This is a genomic window from Alterinioella nitratireducens (assembly GCF_013155465.1).
In the GTDB taxonomy this organism is placed as follows: domain Bacteria; phylum Pseudomonadota; class Alphaproteobacteria; order Rhodobacterales; family Rhodobacteraceae; genus Alterinioella; species Alterinioella nitratireducens.
In genome coordinates, this window is record NZ_JABJVX010000011.1 from 84918 (window position 1) to 100051 (window position 15134).

At 61.8% G+C, this 15134-nt stretch carries 9 protein-coding genes and 1 pseudogene; 7 read left to right on the forward strand and 3 right to left on the reverse strand.

Translation table 11 applies throughout. The annotated features are described in order from the left end of the window. Nucleotides 1–12: 12 nt before the first annotated feature. On the reverse strand, nt 13–1044 hold the full coding sequence (locus tag HNS34_RS16170; protein WP_268879103.1) for a nucleotidyltransferase family protein: 1032 nt from the start codon (nt 1042–1044) through the stop codon (nt 13–15). Nucleotides 1045–1372: 328 nt separating this feature from the next. Between HNS34_RS16170 and HNS34_RS16175 the strand changes: the two genes are divergently transcribed. The 7 genes and pseudogenes from HNS34_RS16175 (at nt 1373) to HNS34_RS16200 (ending at nt 14106) form a co-directional block, all read left to right on the forward strand. Next, nucleotides 1373–2857: a metallophosphoesterase gene (locus tag HNS34_RS16175; RefSeq protein WP_172321131.1), complete on the forward strand. Its 1485-nt coding sequence runs from the start codon at nt 1373–1375 to the stop codon at nt 2855–2857. A gap of 287 nt (nt 2858–3144) precedes the next feature. Then, nucleotides 3145–3738: pseudogene (locus HNS34_RS21105) on the forward strand (GMC family oxidoreductase N-terminal domain-containing protein); the annotation flags it as partial. Between the two features lie 9 nt (nt 3739–3747). Further along, nucleotides 3748–7230: a GMC family oxidoreductase gene (locus tag HNS34_RS16180; RefSeq protein WP_328700555.1), complete on the forward strand. Its 3483-nt coding sequence runs from the start codon at nt 3748–3750 to the stop codon at nt 7228–7230. A 69-nt stretch (nt 7231–7299) separates the two neighbouring features. Continuing rightward, nucleotides 7300–10434, forward strand: coding sequence for an ATP-binding protein (locus HNS34_RS16185; RefSeq protein WP_172321133.1), 3135 nt, complete (start codon nt 7300–7302; stop codon nt 10432–10434). A 168-nt stretch (nt 10435–10602) separates the two neighbouring features. Beyond that, nucleotides 10603–11298 (forward strand): cyclic nucleotide-binding domain-containing protein, encoded by a 696-nt coding sequence (locus HNS34_RS16190; protein ID WP_172321134.1) that lies wholly within the window; start codon nt 10603–10605, stop codon nt 11296–11298. A gap of 94 nt (nt 11299–11392) precedes the next feature. After that, a complete protein-coding gene (locus HNS34_RS16195) occupies nt 11393–12085 on the forward strand; it encodes a Crp/Fnr family transcriptional regulator (RefSeq protein ID WP_172321135.1) in 693 nt (230 codons plus the stop codon). A 305-nt stretch (nt 12086–12390) separates the two neighbouring features. Then, the gene (locus tag HNS34_RS16200; RefSeq protein WP_172321136.1) at nt 12391–14106 is read left to right on the forward strand and encodes a BCCT family transporter; all 1716 of its coding nucleotides are present in this window, start codon (nt 12391–12393) and stop codon (nt 14104–14106) included. Between the two features lie 108 nt (nt 14107–14214). Here the strand turns inward: HNS34_RS16200 and HNS34_RS16205 are convergent, their stop codons facing one another. Both HNS34_RS16205 and HNS34_RS16210 read right to left on the reverse strand, forming a co-directional pair. After that, nucleotides 14215–14607 (reverse strand): hypothetical protein, encoded by a 393-nt coding sequence (locus tag HNS34_RS16205; protein ID WP_172321137.1) that lies wholly within the window; start codon nt 14605–14607, stop codon nt 14215–14217. Further along, nucleotides 14600–15134: TetR/AcrR family transcriptional regulator (locus HNS34_RS16210; RefSeq protein ID WP_172321138.1), on the reverse strand; the 535-nt coding region annotated here is incomplete at its 5' end. The genes HNS34_RS16205 and HNS34_RS16210, both read right to left, overlap by 8 nt.

A 15134-nucleotide genomic window follows, 5' to 3' on the forward strand; every position in this document is an offset into this window, starting at 1 on the left:
GCGCGGGATCGGTCATCGCCCTGACGACGACGCGCCCAGGCTTTCGAGGATGGTCCTGGTCTCGGGCAGGCGCTTCAGCGAAGTGTCAATATGCGCGCGCCAGCGCGGTCCGACCTCGCGCGCGGTGGTATAGGCCCGGGCCAGATCATCGGGACGGTCCTCGGCCATCGCCTCGATCAGGAAACCCGCCTGCTCCCGGTCCTTTGCGGATTTGAGGCTGCCTGCCCCCTCGCGCCGCCGATCGGCGATGATCAGCTTGTGGATCGCAAAGCGCTCCGGGCGCGGCACCTGCACGAGAATACCGGACCGGTAGAGGGCTGCCGCATGGATCGGCTCGGCAATCAGGAAGTTGAGGTAGTTGAGCGCCTGCGCGCCGACGCCAAGCGCGGGCAGGTTGCGGATCGTCTCCTCGCCGAAGGCCGGTGTCAGGAACTCGACCAACTGACCACTGCCGCCCTGCGCCCATCGCCAGGTCCGACCCCTGGCAAGCCCGGGCACCGGATCGAATTTCAGCGCCGAGAAGGTCTCGGCCAGACCCGGATCGACCTGATCCTGCAAGGCAAGGCTGAGCTTCTCGAACTGCGCGATGTCGATATCGCCGGTATTGGCCATGCCGCCCAGGGGCAGGCGGATGCCAAGCTCGCCCTCATAGAGCCGGAACGCAGTCGTCCCCACAATGGTGCCGCCCAGGCGGAAGGTGCCGGCCGTGGCCATCGCAGAGAGGATGGAGCCGGTCGCCCGGTCGGTGGGCGTCATGCCTTCCGCCCGCAAGAGCCGGACCAGCCGCGACCGCTCGGCCTGCCGATCCTTCGCGGTCGCGCGCAGCTCCTCGATGCGGGCGATGCGCGCGCGCGTCTCGTCGCTGTCTTCGCCGATATAGATGAACCGCATCTCGGTGCCGACACGCCGCGCCGCGTACCAATAACCTTTGTCGCCCCGCTCTTTCAGGGTCGGTTTGCCCTCCACACCGGACAAGGCGTCATCCTTCAGAAGCCGCACCAGGTCGGTATAGGCACTCATTGCGATGCTGCTCAGAGAGGTCATGCCTATCATTTCCATCTTTTGCTTGGCACGTTTATACCTATCAAAAAACAAAATTGCTAGGCAAGATTGAAGTCACGCAATATCGACCTGCGGCCCGCGCCTCGGAAACCGGGGCAACAGGGCGCGCGCTGCATGTCGGCGGGGTAAGGGCAGTCATGCCTCGGGCAGGCGTTCCGCAACAACGCCCGCACCGGCCTGACCGGCCGCAACACAAGGCCCACTGACACGACCCCGGGTCGGCTCATGGACAGAAATGTCTTGGTCATACCAAGGTATTCAGACTACCGTTCGGAGCGATGGAAAAGGTGAGTTTTCAACAAGCAATTCAATGCATGCATCGAAATCGAAGATCAAATACATCTGTTTGTCCGACCTTCACCTGGGATCGCACTCGGCGCTGCTCACCGATACGCCTGCGACTGACGGAACCTCCGGCACCGGGGCAAGCGCCGGTCCCTTGCGTGACGCGTTTTCGGCGGCGCTGATCAAGACACTCGAAACGTTTGACCCCGCTCCGCAGCCTGAGGAATTGCCCTTTGTCGTGCTGCTCGGCGATATATTCGACCTGTCCCTCGGAACGCCCAAATCTTCCATCCAGACGTTCGGCGCGTTTCTTGACTCGCTCATGAATGCCGGGGCCGGCGATGCGTTCGGCCCGTTCATTTTCCTGCCCGGCAATCACGACCACGAATTGTGGACGGTAACGCGCTTTCAAGACATGATCGGCGCGTCCGAGGCGGACGACAAATACGTGCACACCACCCCTGCTTTTGCCGACCCCCAGACGCAGCCCGCGGCGGCGTTGATGGATCGGATCCTGACCGACAAGGGGTTCAAACCGGCGACAACGTTCTATCCGAACATGGGGTTAAGGTCCGACGACAACAAGCGGATGGTCGTCCTTCACCATGGCCATTTCGTCGAGTCCATGTACCGGCTGATGTCGACGCTGACATCGCTGCTGAACGGCTCGCCAAATATCTCGTTCGACGCCGAAACGCTTGAGCGGCTGAATTCCAGCTGGATCGACTTCATATGGTCCACCGACGGCGACAATGGCGAGCTCGGCACAGATATCACACGCGCTTTCCATGCGCTGATGACCGGGCGCCAGGATCTGCGGTTCGACCACAGGCTGGCCCATATCCTGGCCGAAAAGCTGGCCGCGGGCCTGCCATTGCCGCACACGGCGAAGGCCCGGACTTGGACCGAAAACGCCGCCAGGGCCTTTGTCGACAGCACGTTGGGCAACTTCAGCCAGATGGAGCGTTTCAGCTATCACGAGACCCTCGGCGCCGACAGTCTGGCGGGCTTGAAAACCTATATCTCGGACACGGTTCAACGCCAGATATCCGACGAACTTCCGGGTGCCGAGGTCGAGGATCTGACGTTCATATTCGGACATACGCACAAGCCGTTTGAAACACGCGTCACCGTCCCGGGCTTTGCCACGCCACCGGCGATCTACAACACGGGCGGTTGGGATATGGACACACCGATGTTCGGCACCCGTCTCGGGGGTGCGGTCGTGTTCATCGACGAGGATCTGAACGTCGCATCGCTTCGTGTCTGCGACGTCCCGCAACAGGCCGACGATGCAGCGCCTTCAAAGGTTCGGGTTGTCACGGCAGACGGCACGCCCGACAAAAACCCGTTGGCGCAGGGGCTGCAGCGCGCGGTTTCGGCCAACCAGGGTCTTTGGGATGCGTTCAGCGCCAAGGCAGCCGAGGCCTATCGCGTCAAGCAAGCCTACATCATGGAGCAGCACCAGACGGGCAATGATCGTGAGAACGAAACCGGGGGAACATCGTGACGGATCAAACGGGCACACGCTTCACGATGGCGCCGATATCAATATCCCTCGACGAATTGTTCGCGCAAGGGCAGTCGCCCCATTTCAAGGTGGTGATCGTCGGATCGGGCTATGGCGGCAGCATTGCCGCCTCGCGTCTGGCGCCGGAGAAACAGCCCGTCTGCTTGCTGGAACGCGGGCGCGAGATATTGCCCGGTCAATACCCCAGGGATCTGGTGGGCGCGCGCAAGGAATTGCAGGTGATAACGGCGCGCGAGGGCCCGCTTGACCCGGATGCCAACGGAATGATGGAACTGCGGGTCAACGATGACGTTCATGTCATCGTCGGCAACGGCCTGGGCGGCGGTTCTCTGGTGAATGCGGGCGTTTCGATCAAGCCCGACATGCGGGTGTTCAAGTCCGGCTGGCCGCGGGCCTATCTTCCGAGCGATAACGAAAAGCCCGCCGAGGGTGACGGAGAACCGGAACCGCCTGGAAATGTCCTGTCGGCGCATTTTGCCAGGGTGATGACAAACCTCGGCGCGATCGAGCTTCCCGAGGAACACAACCCGCCCAAACTGCAGGCGCTTGAACAAAGCGCGGCGGCAATGAAACAGGATTTCCAGCGCGCCGAAATCAATGTGACGTTCGAGGCGGGCCTGAACGCGTTCGGTTTCAATCAGGCCGGTTGCACCATGTGCGGCGATTGCTGTTCGGGCTGCAATTACGGTGCGAAGAACACCCTGCTGATGAATTACCTGCCCGATGCCAAGCGTGCGGGCGCCGAGATCGTGACCGAAACCGAGGTCACCACGGTCGAGCCGGTCAAGGGCGGCGGCTGGAAGGTTCATGTGCTCGACCGGTCGAAGTCGGTCGATGGACAGGCCCGGAAAACCATCGCGGCCGACATGGTGATCCTGGCCGCCGGGGCTGTGGGAAGCACTGAAATTCTTGCCCGTTCCAAGGATGTGCACGGGCTGCCCCTGTCGAAAGCGCTGGGAACCAAATTCTCGGCCAATGGCGACGTTCTGGGTTTTGGATTTGGGGCCAACCTGCCGGGCAGCAATGGTTCGGACGAGGCCGCCACCCCGCTCTACAGTATCGGGGCGGGCAGCAATCTTCCCTTGGACCATACCGCCGGAAGCGGGTCGTCGGTTTCGCCGGCTTTTCAGCCCGGACCCTGCATCACCGGTGTCATCCGCGTGGACATGGATGACGACAAGCCACTTGAGACCGGCATGGTGATCGAGGACGGTGTCGCACCGGGGCCGTTGGCCGCCATCTATCCGCCTGCGTTCTTCCTGCAAGATGTGCTGACCGCCGATTACGCCGGTTTCCCCGATACACGGGCCCGGCTAGGCGCGTTGCAGGGGTTGGGAGAGGCGCTGCAATCGGGCGGCGATCCGGCCACGCTCAGCTACGAGGGCGTGATGACGCAGATGCAGTCCTATCTGCTGATGTCGCATGACAGCGCGTCGGGAAATCTGACATACCGAGCACCAGAAGACCCGAAGAAACTGGGCTATGTCCATGTCGACTGGGAAGGCGCGGGCAGCGAGCCGTCTTTCATACGCGACAATGAGAAACTGACCGAAGCATCCGATGCGATCTGGGCCAATTACATCGCCAACCCGATCTGGCAAAAGCAATTTGGTCGCAACATCGTCTCGGTCCATCCGCTGGGTGGTTGCCCGATGTCCGACAGTGATGCCGACGGTGTCACCGATGCGGATTGCCGGGTCTACAAGGGTGACGGTCAGAATACGATCCATGAAACCCTCCTGGTCTGCGACGGCGCGGTGGTGCCCAAAGCGCTTGGCGTCAATCCGCTGCTGACGATTTCGGCGATCACCGAACGCGCGATGGACCAACTGGTCGGCGCGCCGAAGAAAGCGGAAAAAAGGGTCGACGCCGGTGCCGCCCCGCCACCCCTCCCGGACGACCCGGCGGCGCAGGGCGGATTGGATTTGCCGAGGATCGCCATGGGCATCGGTGCCGCTGCAACGCTGGCCGAGACAATCGCCGAAGCCTGCAAGGCAGAGGAGCCCAACTGGAAAGCGATACTGGCCGAAATCACCGCGTTCCTGGTGGGCATGATACCAGATTATAACTTCAATGACGTCGCCTCGTTCCTCATTGATGTCGGGTTTTCAATACCGTCGAACGAAAACGGCACCTACGAATACGGCGACCTTGGCAACGGGTTCGCGCAGTTGGCCGAGGATCTGCGCGGCTTGTTCCTGGCCGGCGGCGAGAGCCAATCGCAGGGTAGCCTGCAACCGTTTCTGAACGCATTTTTCGATGCGCTCGGCGATGTTTCACCCAGCTTCGGGTTCGACGAAACCATGCGTGGGTACATTTCTGACCGCCGGGTTTCACAAGACCACGACATCAGCAACCACTACGAGGTTGCCGCGGGGCTAGGCCATGCTGCCAAGCGGTCTCTGCGGGCGGATTTCACGGTCGGCGCCCCGTCCACGCTCGGCCGTGATGCGAAGGGCAACGTGATCGCATCTGTCACCGATGCCAAGCTTGGCGGAAACGTTCATCTTGTTGCCGGGGAAGGCGAAGATCCTGTCACATACACCGTATCGGATGGCAAATTCGATCTGCTGGTGCCGGATGAAAATGCGGTCGAAACCTGGCTGATGACCTACACCTGCACATTGACGCCGGAAGAAACGGCCGGGACAAGCTGGACCATGACAGGCACCAAATATCTGCGGCGGGCCCCCGGATCCTTCTGGTGGACCGATCTGACCACGCTCTATGTTGATCTGGAACCCATAGGTCCGGCTGGTGCGGCCACCCCTCTGCAAGGCATCATCAGGCTCGACCTGCAGGATCTGGCCGCGCAGATGGAAACGATCAGGACCGGGTTCGAAGGCGCCGTTGCGGTTTCGGATCTTGAAGATCAGGCCACGCAGGCAATATCGAGCTCCACCTTTGGTGCGGCGATGGCCAAACCGCCAAAGGCAAGACGGACATCGACCAAGCCCACGCTGCTGCAGAGCGCCTTTCTGACCCTGCTGAACAAGGGCGCGACCAGTGGCGGCGACAACTGGACAAGCGAATTGGCGACAGGGCTGGAGGCGTATTTCGGCGCCGGGATCGCCCAGGTTTTTGCAGGGCTGGTTTTCCGCGCCTATGGCGGTTTCCCGGCCTATATGGAGGATTTCCCGTCACAAAGCGACGATACGCTCAAGGCCCTGCCCGAAGATGGCGAGGAATATGGCGGCTCCAGGCTGAAGGTGATTTCACTTCCGAAGACCGATGACGACCCACCGATCCGGTTGTTCCATTTCCCGCCACCTGATCCCGACAAGCCGGTGAAAGGGCCGATCCTGCTGGCGCCGGGCATGTCGACCACATCGCTGACCTTCGCCCTGAAGACCACCGAGACGTCGCTGGTCAAGCGCCTGTTGGAACAGAATTACGACGTCTGGGGGTTCGACAGCCGGCTCAGCCCCCGGGTCACGCCAACGCAGACGGACTATACGCTTGACGATGTCGCAGCCCAGGACTGGCCCAGGGCGGTGACCCATGTGCTGGGTGAAGCAAAGGCGGAATCCCTTCAGATCGTCGCCCATTGCGTCGGCGCGCTGACCGCGCAGATGGCTTTGTTGGGCGGGCATGTCCCGACCGAACAGGTGCGTCGGATGGTGTTGATGCAATTCACCGTCCACCCGGCAGCCAACTGGTTCAACGTGGTCAAATCCGAACTGGGCCTTGCCCATGATTTCAGCAATGGCTTCCCCCCGTTTCTGTCCGGCATCGTCCGGAACGAACTGGGCGACGGCCCCGATTGGGAGGCCATCAAGGGTCTTCTCAAGGATGGAATTCCGAAGATCAATCCGGTGTCGCCGCAACCCGGAACCGAGGGGTACCGGATCCCCCTCGACGAGTTGCACAATTCCGTCGACTGGAATGCGCCCTTTGGCATTGATCACGTCTGCTACAGCCCGACCTGTCACCGCATTTACGGCCTGTATGGCCCGGTCATCGCCCATAAGAACCTGAATGAGGCGACCCATGACGCGATGCGGCAGATGTTCGGCGAGATTGCCACCAGCCCCTTTGAACAGCTCGGATTGATCATGGAGCGCGGAATGGCGGTGTCGAGCACGGGCGAAGATATCTACCTGTGCAATCCCGAACGCCTGAAACTGCCGATCCACATCGTCTCGGGAACAATCAACCAGATCGTTCAGCCGGAAAGCGGCTATTACACGCAGCAATGGCTGAAGGAAAAAATGCCGGGTGACGCGGGTTTGTTCACGCGGACCCTGATCGAAGGATATGCGCATAATGATTGCATCATCGGCAAACACGCCGATAAGGATGTCTTCGACGGAATAATGCGGGTTCTCGACAACGACGCAGCCGCGGACTGATGCGGTCTCCGAAGCGTGAACCCAAAGACCGTAGCGGTGTCCGCGCGGCGCGCAAAACCGGGTGCTTCCATGGCTGGTGATACCGATGATCCTCAGGTCGGAATGCCAAAGAAACTGCACACGCAGAGCGAGTTGCGGCTGTCGACGGTCATGATGGTCGACATGTTGGCTTCAACCGAGATGAGCGAGCGTCTCGGACCGGAAGCAAGCTTTCTACTTCTGCAAGATGTCCTCGACGTCGCGCAATCCGTCGTGGCGGCTCATGGTGGGACGATCATCAACGACATGGGGGACGGGTTCTTCGCCCTGTTCGGCGCGCCGACCTCCATTGATCGCGCGTCCCTGGCCGCCTGCCGGTCCGGGCTCGAGCTATGCGAGGCGGTGCGCGCCAAGTCCTGGGAATACAAGGCGCGTTTTGGCCTTGCACCCCAGCTTAGGGTGGGGCTGGCGGCTGGCGAAGTGCTGATCACCCGGCGTGATACGGATGGAACAATCGGGGCCAGCGGAAACACGATCAATCTCGCGGCACGACTGCAATCATTGGCGGACCCGAACGGCGTGATCTGCTCGGAAAGCGTCGCCATAGACACTGCGGGTTTGGCAAACTTCAGGCCGCTGCCCCCGCGTGAGCTGAAAGGTTTCGCCGCGCCGGTTCCGATATTTCAATTGCTTGAGGTGATTTCAGATGGTCCCAGCCCGCCGAAAGGGGTCGGCGGGAACAGGGGGGAATTTGTCGGCCGCGCCGCGGAGCTTGCCCAGTTGATGCGCTGGCACTCGGAGAACTACAGGCGTCGCCCCGCGGGCCTGATCGTCGGCGAGGCGGGCATTGGCAAGTCGCGCATCCTGGGTGAATTCGCGGCCCGACTGGGTGACCGTAGGCTTATCGTCGGGGCTTGCCATCCAATCACGACCGCCCGGCCTCTGGCCCCACTGATCGAGATCTTGCGGGGGTATAGCGGTTGGCACGACGGCATGTCGACCGAGGCGCTTCAATCCAGTCTGGCCCCTATCCTGCCCTCCGAACCGGCTGATCGAAAGGTGTTGCTCACCCTGGTTGCGGAAAAGGAGTCGTCGGGCTCCGAGGCGGTTTCGCTTGACGAGACCGCCCTGCTCCGTGCCCTGACTGCTGGCCTGATCTCACTGGGTCAGGACGAGGGGTGCCTGATTGCGATGGAGGATCTGCACTGGATTGACCCGCTCAGTCTGGAAGTTCTCAGGGCGGTGATACAGTCCGCTCCGGCCCCGTTTCGCATATTGGGCACCACGCGGCCGGTGGGCTGGCCCGAACGGATGCCGACAGACCGCATCGAAAGTATCGAGGCCGGTTCGATGCAGGCCGCAGACATATGGACCATCGCTCGCTCCGTTGTCGGTGAGGCAGCGGATGAAAAGCTTGTCGAACGGGTGACACGGCAGTCCGAGGGCAACCCGTTCTTCGCCATCGAGATTCTGCACCACGCGGCAAATCGCGCCGGCGAAGTCGAAGCCGGACGAATTGGCGCAATCCAGAACATTGCGCTGGCGCGGTTTGACCAGCTCGAACCTGCCACGAAGGGGCTGTTGCGCGCGGCCTCGGTGCAGGGGCGAAGCTTCCGCCGCGACGTGCTTGGAATGGTGGCCGATCATTCGGATGCGGATCTTGATCGGCTGCTCGAAGCGGCAGAGGGGCTTGTCGAGCCCGATCCGGCCGATCCCCGGGGCACCTGCCGGTTTCGCCACATTCTGTTTCGCGACTCGATCTACACCACGCTTCCATCATCGACCCGGAAGACAATGCACCTATCCGTGGCGCAAGCCCTGGAAAGCGTTACCGGCGATCGGGCGACCGGAATTGCCGATGTCCTTGCCGATCACTTCGAAAAGGCTGACGAGCCGAAACGTGCCGTCAAGTATCTGCGGGAAGCCGCGCGAAAGGCCTATGGTTTCTATGCGCTGGAAAGCTGTCTTGCGCTTATGGATCGCGCCTTTCGCCTGATCAATGCGGATGCGGCCAAGTTCGGGCAGGACGAATTGGAAGACGCGGTGTCGATGCAACTGCGCTGCCTGGACATGATGGACCGCTTCAGGCCCGTGATCGAGGTTTCAGATACCTGGCTGCCGCGCCTGCGCACAGACGAAGGCTCGCCCACCCTGACTTTGATGCTTATCCTGACCGCCAAGGCGCATTGCCACATGTCGAATTTCGCAGAAAGCCGACAGATGGCGACCGACGCGCTTGAGATGGCGACCCGCCTTGGCCATCAGAGAACCATCGCCTATGCCAAGATCGTATTGATGCGCGCCCTCAGCGACAGCGGGCTTTGCGAAATCGAAGAGGTGGAACGGCTCTTCGAGGAGACGCGCGCCTTCACCGAAGACCTGCACGATCCGGCGATCTACGCCAATCGCATGTTTCACATGATGGCCGCCTATCGTTCACACGGGATGTTGCGCCGCGCATCCGAAGTGAATGACGAGATCGAGGCGCGCGGCGATCCCTACAGCCAAACCCATATCTACCTGGTCGGACTTTGGAATCGCGCCTTGAACGCGGTAGAGGCCAATGACAGCCATACGACAATCTCACTGGCCGAAACCGGGCTGGCCATCGCGCCCGCAAACAGCGAAGTGAGACTGATTTTCGAAGGTTTGAAACTTGCGGCCGAACTCGCCCTTGGCATCCCCGGATCGCTGGAACGGCGTCAGGCCATCCACGACGATTTTTTGGAACGCGGCGAACTCACGTCGCGGTATGCGACGACGATCCAAATCGGTTTCGCCCTGTTTGCGCACGGACGGATCTGGCGTGGCTGGCGGCACTTGCGGCGGATTGAACCCATGATCGCGGCAAAAGGCCATGTCGAAACCCGCCGCTTCTTCTTGCTGCACCGGGCAGAGCTTCTCCTGACGATCACCGGTGATCTCAAGATCGACGCTCCGGCTCCCAAACTCGGTCTCGCCGACATCGCCATGGCAATCTACCTGCGGATGACCGGGCGAAGAAAAGCCGAAGCCCTTCTGGGCGATCTTCTGTCCCAGTTCGATCAGCCCAAGGGGTTGTTCGTCGCCCGCGCTCACACTTGCCTCGGCTTGATCTTTGCAGCTGCGAACAAGGCCGACCCCGCCCGCGAGAGCTTTGATCTGGCCGAGCGTTTGTTCAGGCAAGAGGGCCTTGCGGCGGAACTCGAACGGCTGTCCGGGATACGGGCATCGACCGGGCTCTGATCACGCCCGGAGACTTCGGTGCATATCGAACCTATGGAGTGCCGACCGATCACGCGTTAACAATCGTTTGAAGCCACCTGGCGGACTTGATCGAGACCCCCCGAAAACACCCATTGAGTTGCAATCCGCTCGAAAGCCGAAACCTTTAACCGAACGGGTAACCGCACCATGTCGAACCTCTTGCCTGCTGCCGCATTCGAAGTCATGGGCTTTCTTGGCGTCACCTTGTATCTCGGCTCTTACGCCGCGCTTCAGACCGGCAGGATAAGAGGTGCCGGATATACCTACGCGCTGCTCAACCTGTCGGCAGCCGCGTTTATCCTTGCGTCTCTGACAGCGGAATTTAACCTCTGGTCCGCGATTATCCAGATCAGTTGGATTGTGATCAGCATCGTCGGCATGACACGCTACTACCTCTTGACCAGCCGGGCCCGGTTTTCCCAGGAGGAGCAGGATCTGATCGCGGCCTGGTTTCCCGACCTTGCCCCGCCCGATGCGCGGCAGTTGTTATCCGCCGGCACCTGGGTCGATGCCGATGCCGGCATCCAGATCACCACGCAGGGCGAAGAAATCGGGTTCCTGTATTTCCTGTCCGATGGCATGGCCGACGTGTCGGCAAGCGGCAAACCCGTCGGCACATTGGTGGCTCCAAGCGTGATCGGAGAGCTGACCTGCTTTGACGGCGGTCCCGCCAGCGCAACGGTTACGTTGGCCCGGAAGGCGCGTTATTTCGCTGTGGATGCGCAAACGCTGAACCAGCTTTGCAGGAAAAACCCCGAATTGCGACTTCACCTCCAGGGCAGCCTCGCGCGGGACACGCATGCCAAACTGACCGCCGCGAACCAGAAATTGAGCGCCCCGTGAGCGCGGCCAGCAAGAAACCACCCGCGGTCGGTTTTCGGGGCGAGGCGCTGCACCATCCACCCAGGCCCGCGCCGCAATGCCAGGTTTGTTCGGGATGAGCGACAGCAGCGACCCACATGCCGATCGGTTTCCCGGCGTTCTTGGCGTCTCGCGCGCCGCGCCTGGCAAACTGTTGGACAAGCTGGCCGTACTCGGCACCGAGAACACCTTGCGCAAGGGCCAGGATCTCTTCCGGCAGGGCGATGAAGCGGATGCCCTCTATGTGCTTCGCGACGGGCTGCTGGAAATCAGCACCCTGTCCGGCGACGGCCGCAGGCTGGCGCATATCCTGCTCAAGCCCGGAACCGTGTTTGGTGAGATTGCGCTTTTTGATGGCGGGCGACGCAGCGCGACCGTCACCGCCAAAGCGCATTCGCGGCTCCTGAAGGTCCGTGGGAGCCGTCTTCAGGAAGAACTCCGGAACAACCCGGACCTGGCCATTGACCTTCTGTATCTCACCATCGGTCGCCTGCGCTGGATGAGCGAAGAACTGAACGACTACGCGTTCCAGCCGGTCGGCGTGCGGCTGGCCCGCAGGCTGGTTTACCTGCTTCAGACCGTCGGGAAAGACGGCGCCATTCGCATTGGCCAAGGCGAGCTTGCCGAACATATCGGGGCCACCAGGGAAACCGTCTCGAAATCGCTGACAGCGCTGAAGGAACGCGGCATCGTGGAGATCGGCCGCGGCAGGATCAAGGTGCGCGACCTGGATGCCCTCTGCGAGTTGGGTGCCCCTGGCGTGGTCTGAACCACGGCCTGGGATCATGCCTGTATTCCACCTCGCACCCGCCGGATTGTTGTGTCCCCGTTGGGTCTCACGCCCCCCCGATGCCAACCTGTTCTTCCGAATGGTGACCTGTTTCGCGACCGGCCCAGGTATCGTCCAATACCCCTGACACCAAGAAAATGAATGGCCTTATGTGAACCACATCACGGACACGGGGCCCGAAAACAGTGGAAATGCTCCCATAGCCGACCCGGTTCCGAACCGATGTCCCCTGCGCAAGCGCGGCCATCCCGAAACGGCCCGGACAAAAGGGGAGACATTTGCGAATGGCAAGACGAACCCAATTTGCCGGTAACAACTTTGCCGGAATCCATTGGCCAGCCGCAGGCGCGCTGACCCCCATATCCGCCCTGGCGAATGTCACCACATGTCTCGAAATCCGGACTGTCAAGCAGGGCATCTACGAGGGGTTCAACCCCGTGGTCGCCATATCGGCCAAGTTTCTCGTTCTGATTATGGTCATCTTCATGGTGATGCTGCCCGAGGCATCGGGAAATGCGCTTACCTTCCTGAAAGACGCAACGATTTCCTACTTCGCGAACTGGTATAATTTCCTTTTAGCAGCGGTCCTGGTCTTTTGCGTGGTACTGGTCTGTCTGCCGGTATCGGCGCGGATCAGGCTTGGGCCTGAAGGGTCAGTGCCCCAGCACAGCACGCTATCCTGGCTGTCGATGATGTTTTGTGCCGGAATCGGTGCCGGCATCCTCGCGTTCTCGGTGAGCGAGCCGATGTCCCACTTCGCACAGAATCCCGAAATCATGGCCGGACAGGTCTTGCCCGCATCCGAGGCGGGCGTGGCAACCGCGATGCAGTTCGTGTTCCTGCATTGGGGCCTGACCGCGTGGGCCTCCTACGCCATGGTCGCTCTTGCGCTCGGGCTGGCCTGCCACCGCTACGGTCAGCCGCTGACCATGCGTTCGGGCCTTGCGCCTCTGTTTGGGAAGCATCTCGAAGGGGGGTTCGGCCACGCCGTTGACGTCATTTCAATCCTTGCGATCATCTCGAGCATAATCACGACGATCGTGCTCGGGCTCGAGCAGATCTCCTCGGGTCTTTTCGTCTTGACGGGAAGCCGGTTTTTCGCCGACCAGGCAGGAAACCCACCGCTGACCGCATTGCTGACCGCGTTGGTTGTGTCGATCTCGGTGGCCATTGCGTCCGCCGTCTCGGGCGTGGACCGGGGGGTAAAATGGACCTCTCAGCTCGGCGTCTACCTCGCATTCGCGATCCTCGGCGTGTTCGTGATATTTGGCGGTGGCCGTGCGGTCATCAACCTAGCCTCCGAGGGGACGCTGGCCTATCTGCGCAACCTGCCGACCCAGATGGCCGGTCTTTATGACGCCTCGGCGTCCGGGGCCGGTCAGGCGCAGCGCGAATGGCAGAGCGACTGGACCGTATTCTATTGGGCCTGGTGGATCGCCCGTGCCCCATTTGTCGGCCTGTTTCTGGCCCGGATCTCGCGCGGGCGCACCGTCCGGGAGTTTGTGCTCTGTGCCATTCTCGGCCCGACAGCCGCGAGCATTGTCTGGTTTTCTGGAACAGGAGGATCTGCGCTTCTTCTGGAATTGGACGGGACCGCCGGTGGATCAATCCTTTCTGCCGAGCATGCCTTTCGCATCTACGAGACGGTGAACATCATGCTTTCTCCCGGCATGGCCACCGTTCTCAAAGCGGTTCTCGTCTTTCTTTTCCTGGTCCTGATCGTGGCGGCTTCGACCGCGGCCATCATCGCGATCAAGTCGATCGGTGCTGCTGGCAGCGGTCAGTCCGAAACCCCGATCCATTCGATCATGTGGGCCCTGGTCATCGCCGCGATCACCGGCGCCGTGATGGCGGTGGGTGGGGTCGGTTCGGTCAGGGATGTCATGATCGTCGTCGCGGTCCCGTTTTCGATAATCATGGCATTGATGCTGATCTCGGTGGTGATCACGATTGCCGCCGCGGCGCGGCGAATGCCGCCGAACAAGCAGCGGGCCCCGTGACGCGCCCGGCATGAGCTGCTCCCCGATTGTGGTCGGCCAGACGATCCCGTGGGTGTGGTCGAGGATGATATCGAGGCCATCACGCCGTATTCGTCGCGCGTCCGTGCCTTACCCCGTCCGGCATCGCTCGTGGTCCCGCATTCGCCATGCCACGATGGCAATACCCCCCCAGACCGCACTGCGCAGGGCCATGGCAAGAACCGTGCGCATCTCGAAGGCTCCGCCACGGGCAACGTGAAACCCGAAGCCCGCGAACACCAGAAGCGTCGCCGCGAAGATCGCAAGCGAGAGGGGGAAGGCCCAATGCCGCCCGAGCCACAGACCGATGCCCGCGACGACATAGGCCAGCCCGGCCCCGGTGTTGAACCACAGCACGAAGGCCACCACGGCCCCCATATCGAGCGCCCCCAGAAGCGTCGTGCCACCCGAAACCAGGGTCAGAACGCCGAAGGCGATGGCAATGCCACCCGCAACGCGGGAACCTGTGCGCGGGCTAGTCATGTGGCATGTCCTGCGGCGCGCGGACAAGCGCCATCTGCACCTCGAACAGGCGCAGGCCCTCTTGCACCAGCGATCCGCTCCGCGCCCCCAGTGTCCAGCGGATCGCGACACCCTGCACCAATGAGGTCAGCAGGATGGCGACATCCTCGGGGCTGACGTCCCGGCGCAGCTGGCCCGTTGTCTGGCTATCCCGGATAGCGGCGACCAGGCGACCCTGGAACGCGCTGAGAAGCCCGCGGATCACATCGCGCAGGCCTTGATTGTCCACCTGCAACTCGCGCGAGAACAGGATCGACGGCAGGGCGGGCGTCCCGGATATGGCCGTCAGTTGCGCGCCAATCAGTGCCCTGAGGCGCGCTTGTGGGCCGCGGGCCCCCGCTTCGGCGGCGGCCCAGTCAGCTTGCAAGCGATCCGCGATGTCGTTGGCGACGGCCCGCCAGAGGTCGCCCTTGGTCGGAAAATGCCGAAAGATCGCGGGCTGGCTGAGGCCGATGGCGCGCGCGATATCGGTGGTGCTCAGGCGGTCG

Excerpts from the sequence above, each read along its gene's own strand:
- HNS34_RS16205 (WP_172321137.1), bottom strand. The coding sequence starts at position 14,607 with ATGACTAGCCCGCGCACAGGTTCCCGCGTTGCGGGTGGCATTGCCATC.
- HNS34_RS16175 (WP_172321131.1), top strand. The coding sequence starts at position 1,373 with ATGCATGCATCGAAATCGAAGATCAAATACATCTGTTTGTCCGACCTT.
- HNS34_RS16195 (WP_172321135.1), top strand. The coding sequence starts at position 11,393 with ATGAGCGACAGCAGCGACCCACATGCCGATCGGTTTCCCGGCGTTCTT.
- HNS34_RS16170 (WP_268879103.1), bottom strand. The coding sequence starts at position 1,044 with ATGACCTCTCTGAGCAGCATCGCAATGAGTGCCTATACCGACCTGGTG.
- HNS34_RS16185 (WP_172321133.1), top strand. The coding sequence starts at position 7,300 with ATGGCTGGTGATACCGATGATCCTCAGGTCGGAATGCCAAAGAAACTG.
- HNS34_RS16190 (WP_172321134.1), top strand. The coding sequence starts at position 10,603 with ATGTCGAACCTCTTGCCTGCTGCCGCATTCGAAGTCATGGGCTTTCTT.
- HNS34_RS16200 (WP_172321136.1), top strand. The coding sequence starts at position 12,391 with ATGGCAAGACGAACCCAATTTGCCGGTAACAACTTTGCCGGAATCCAT.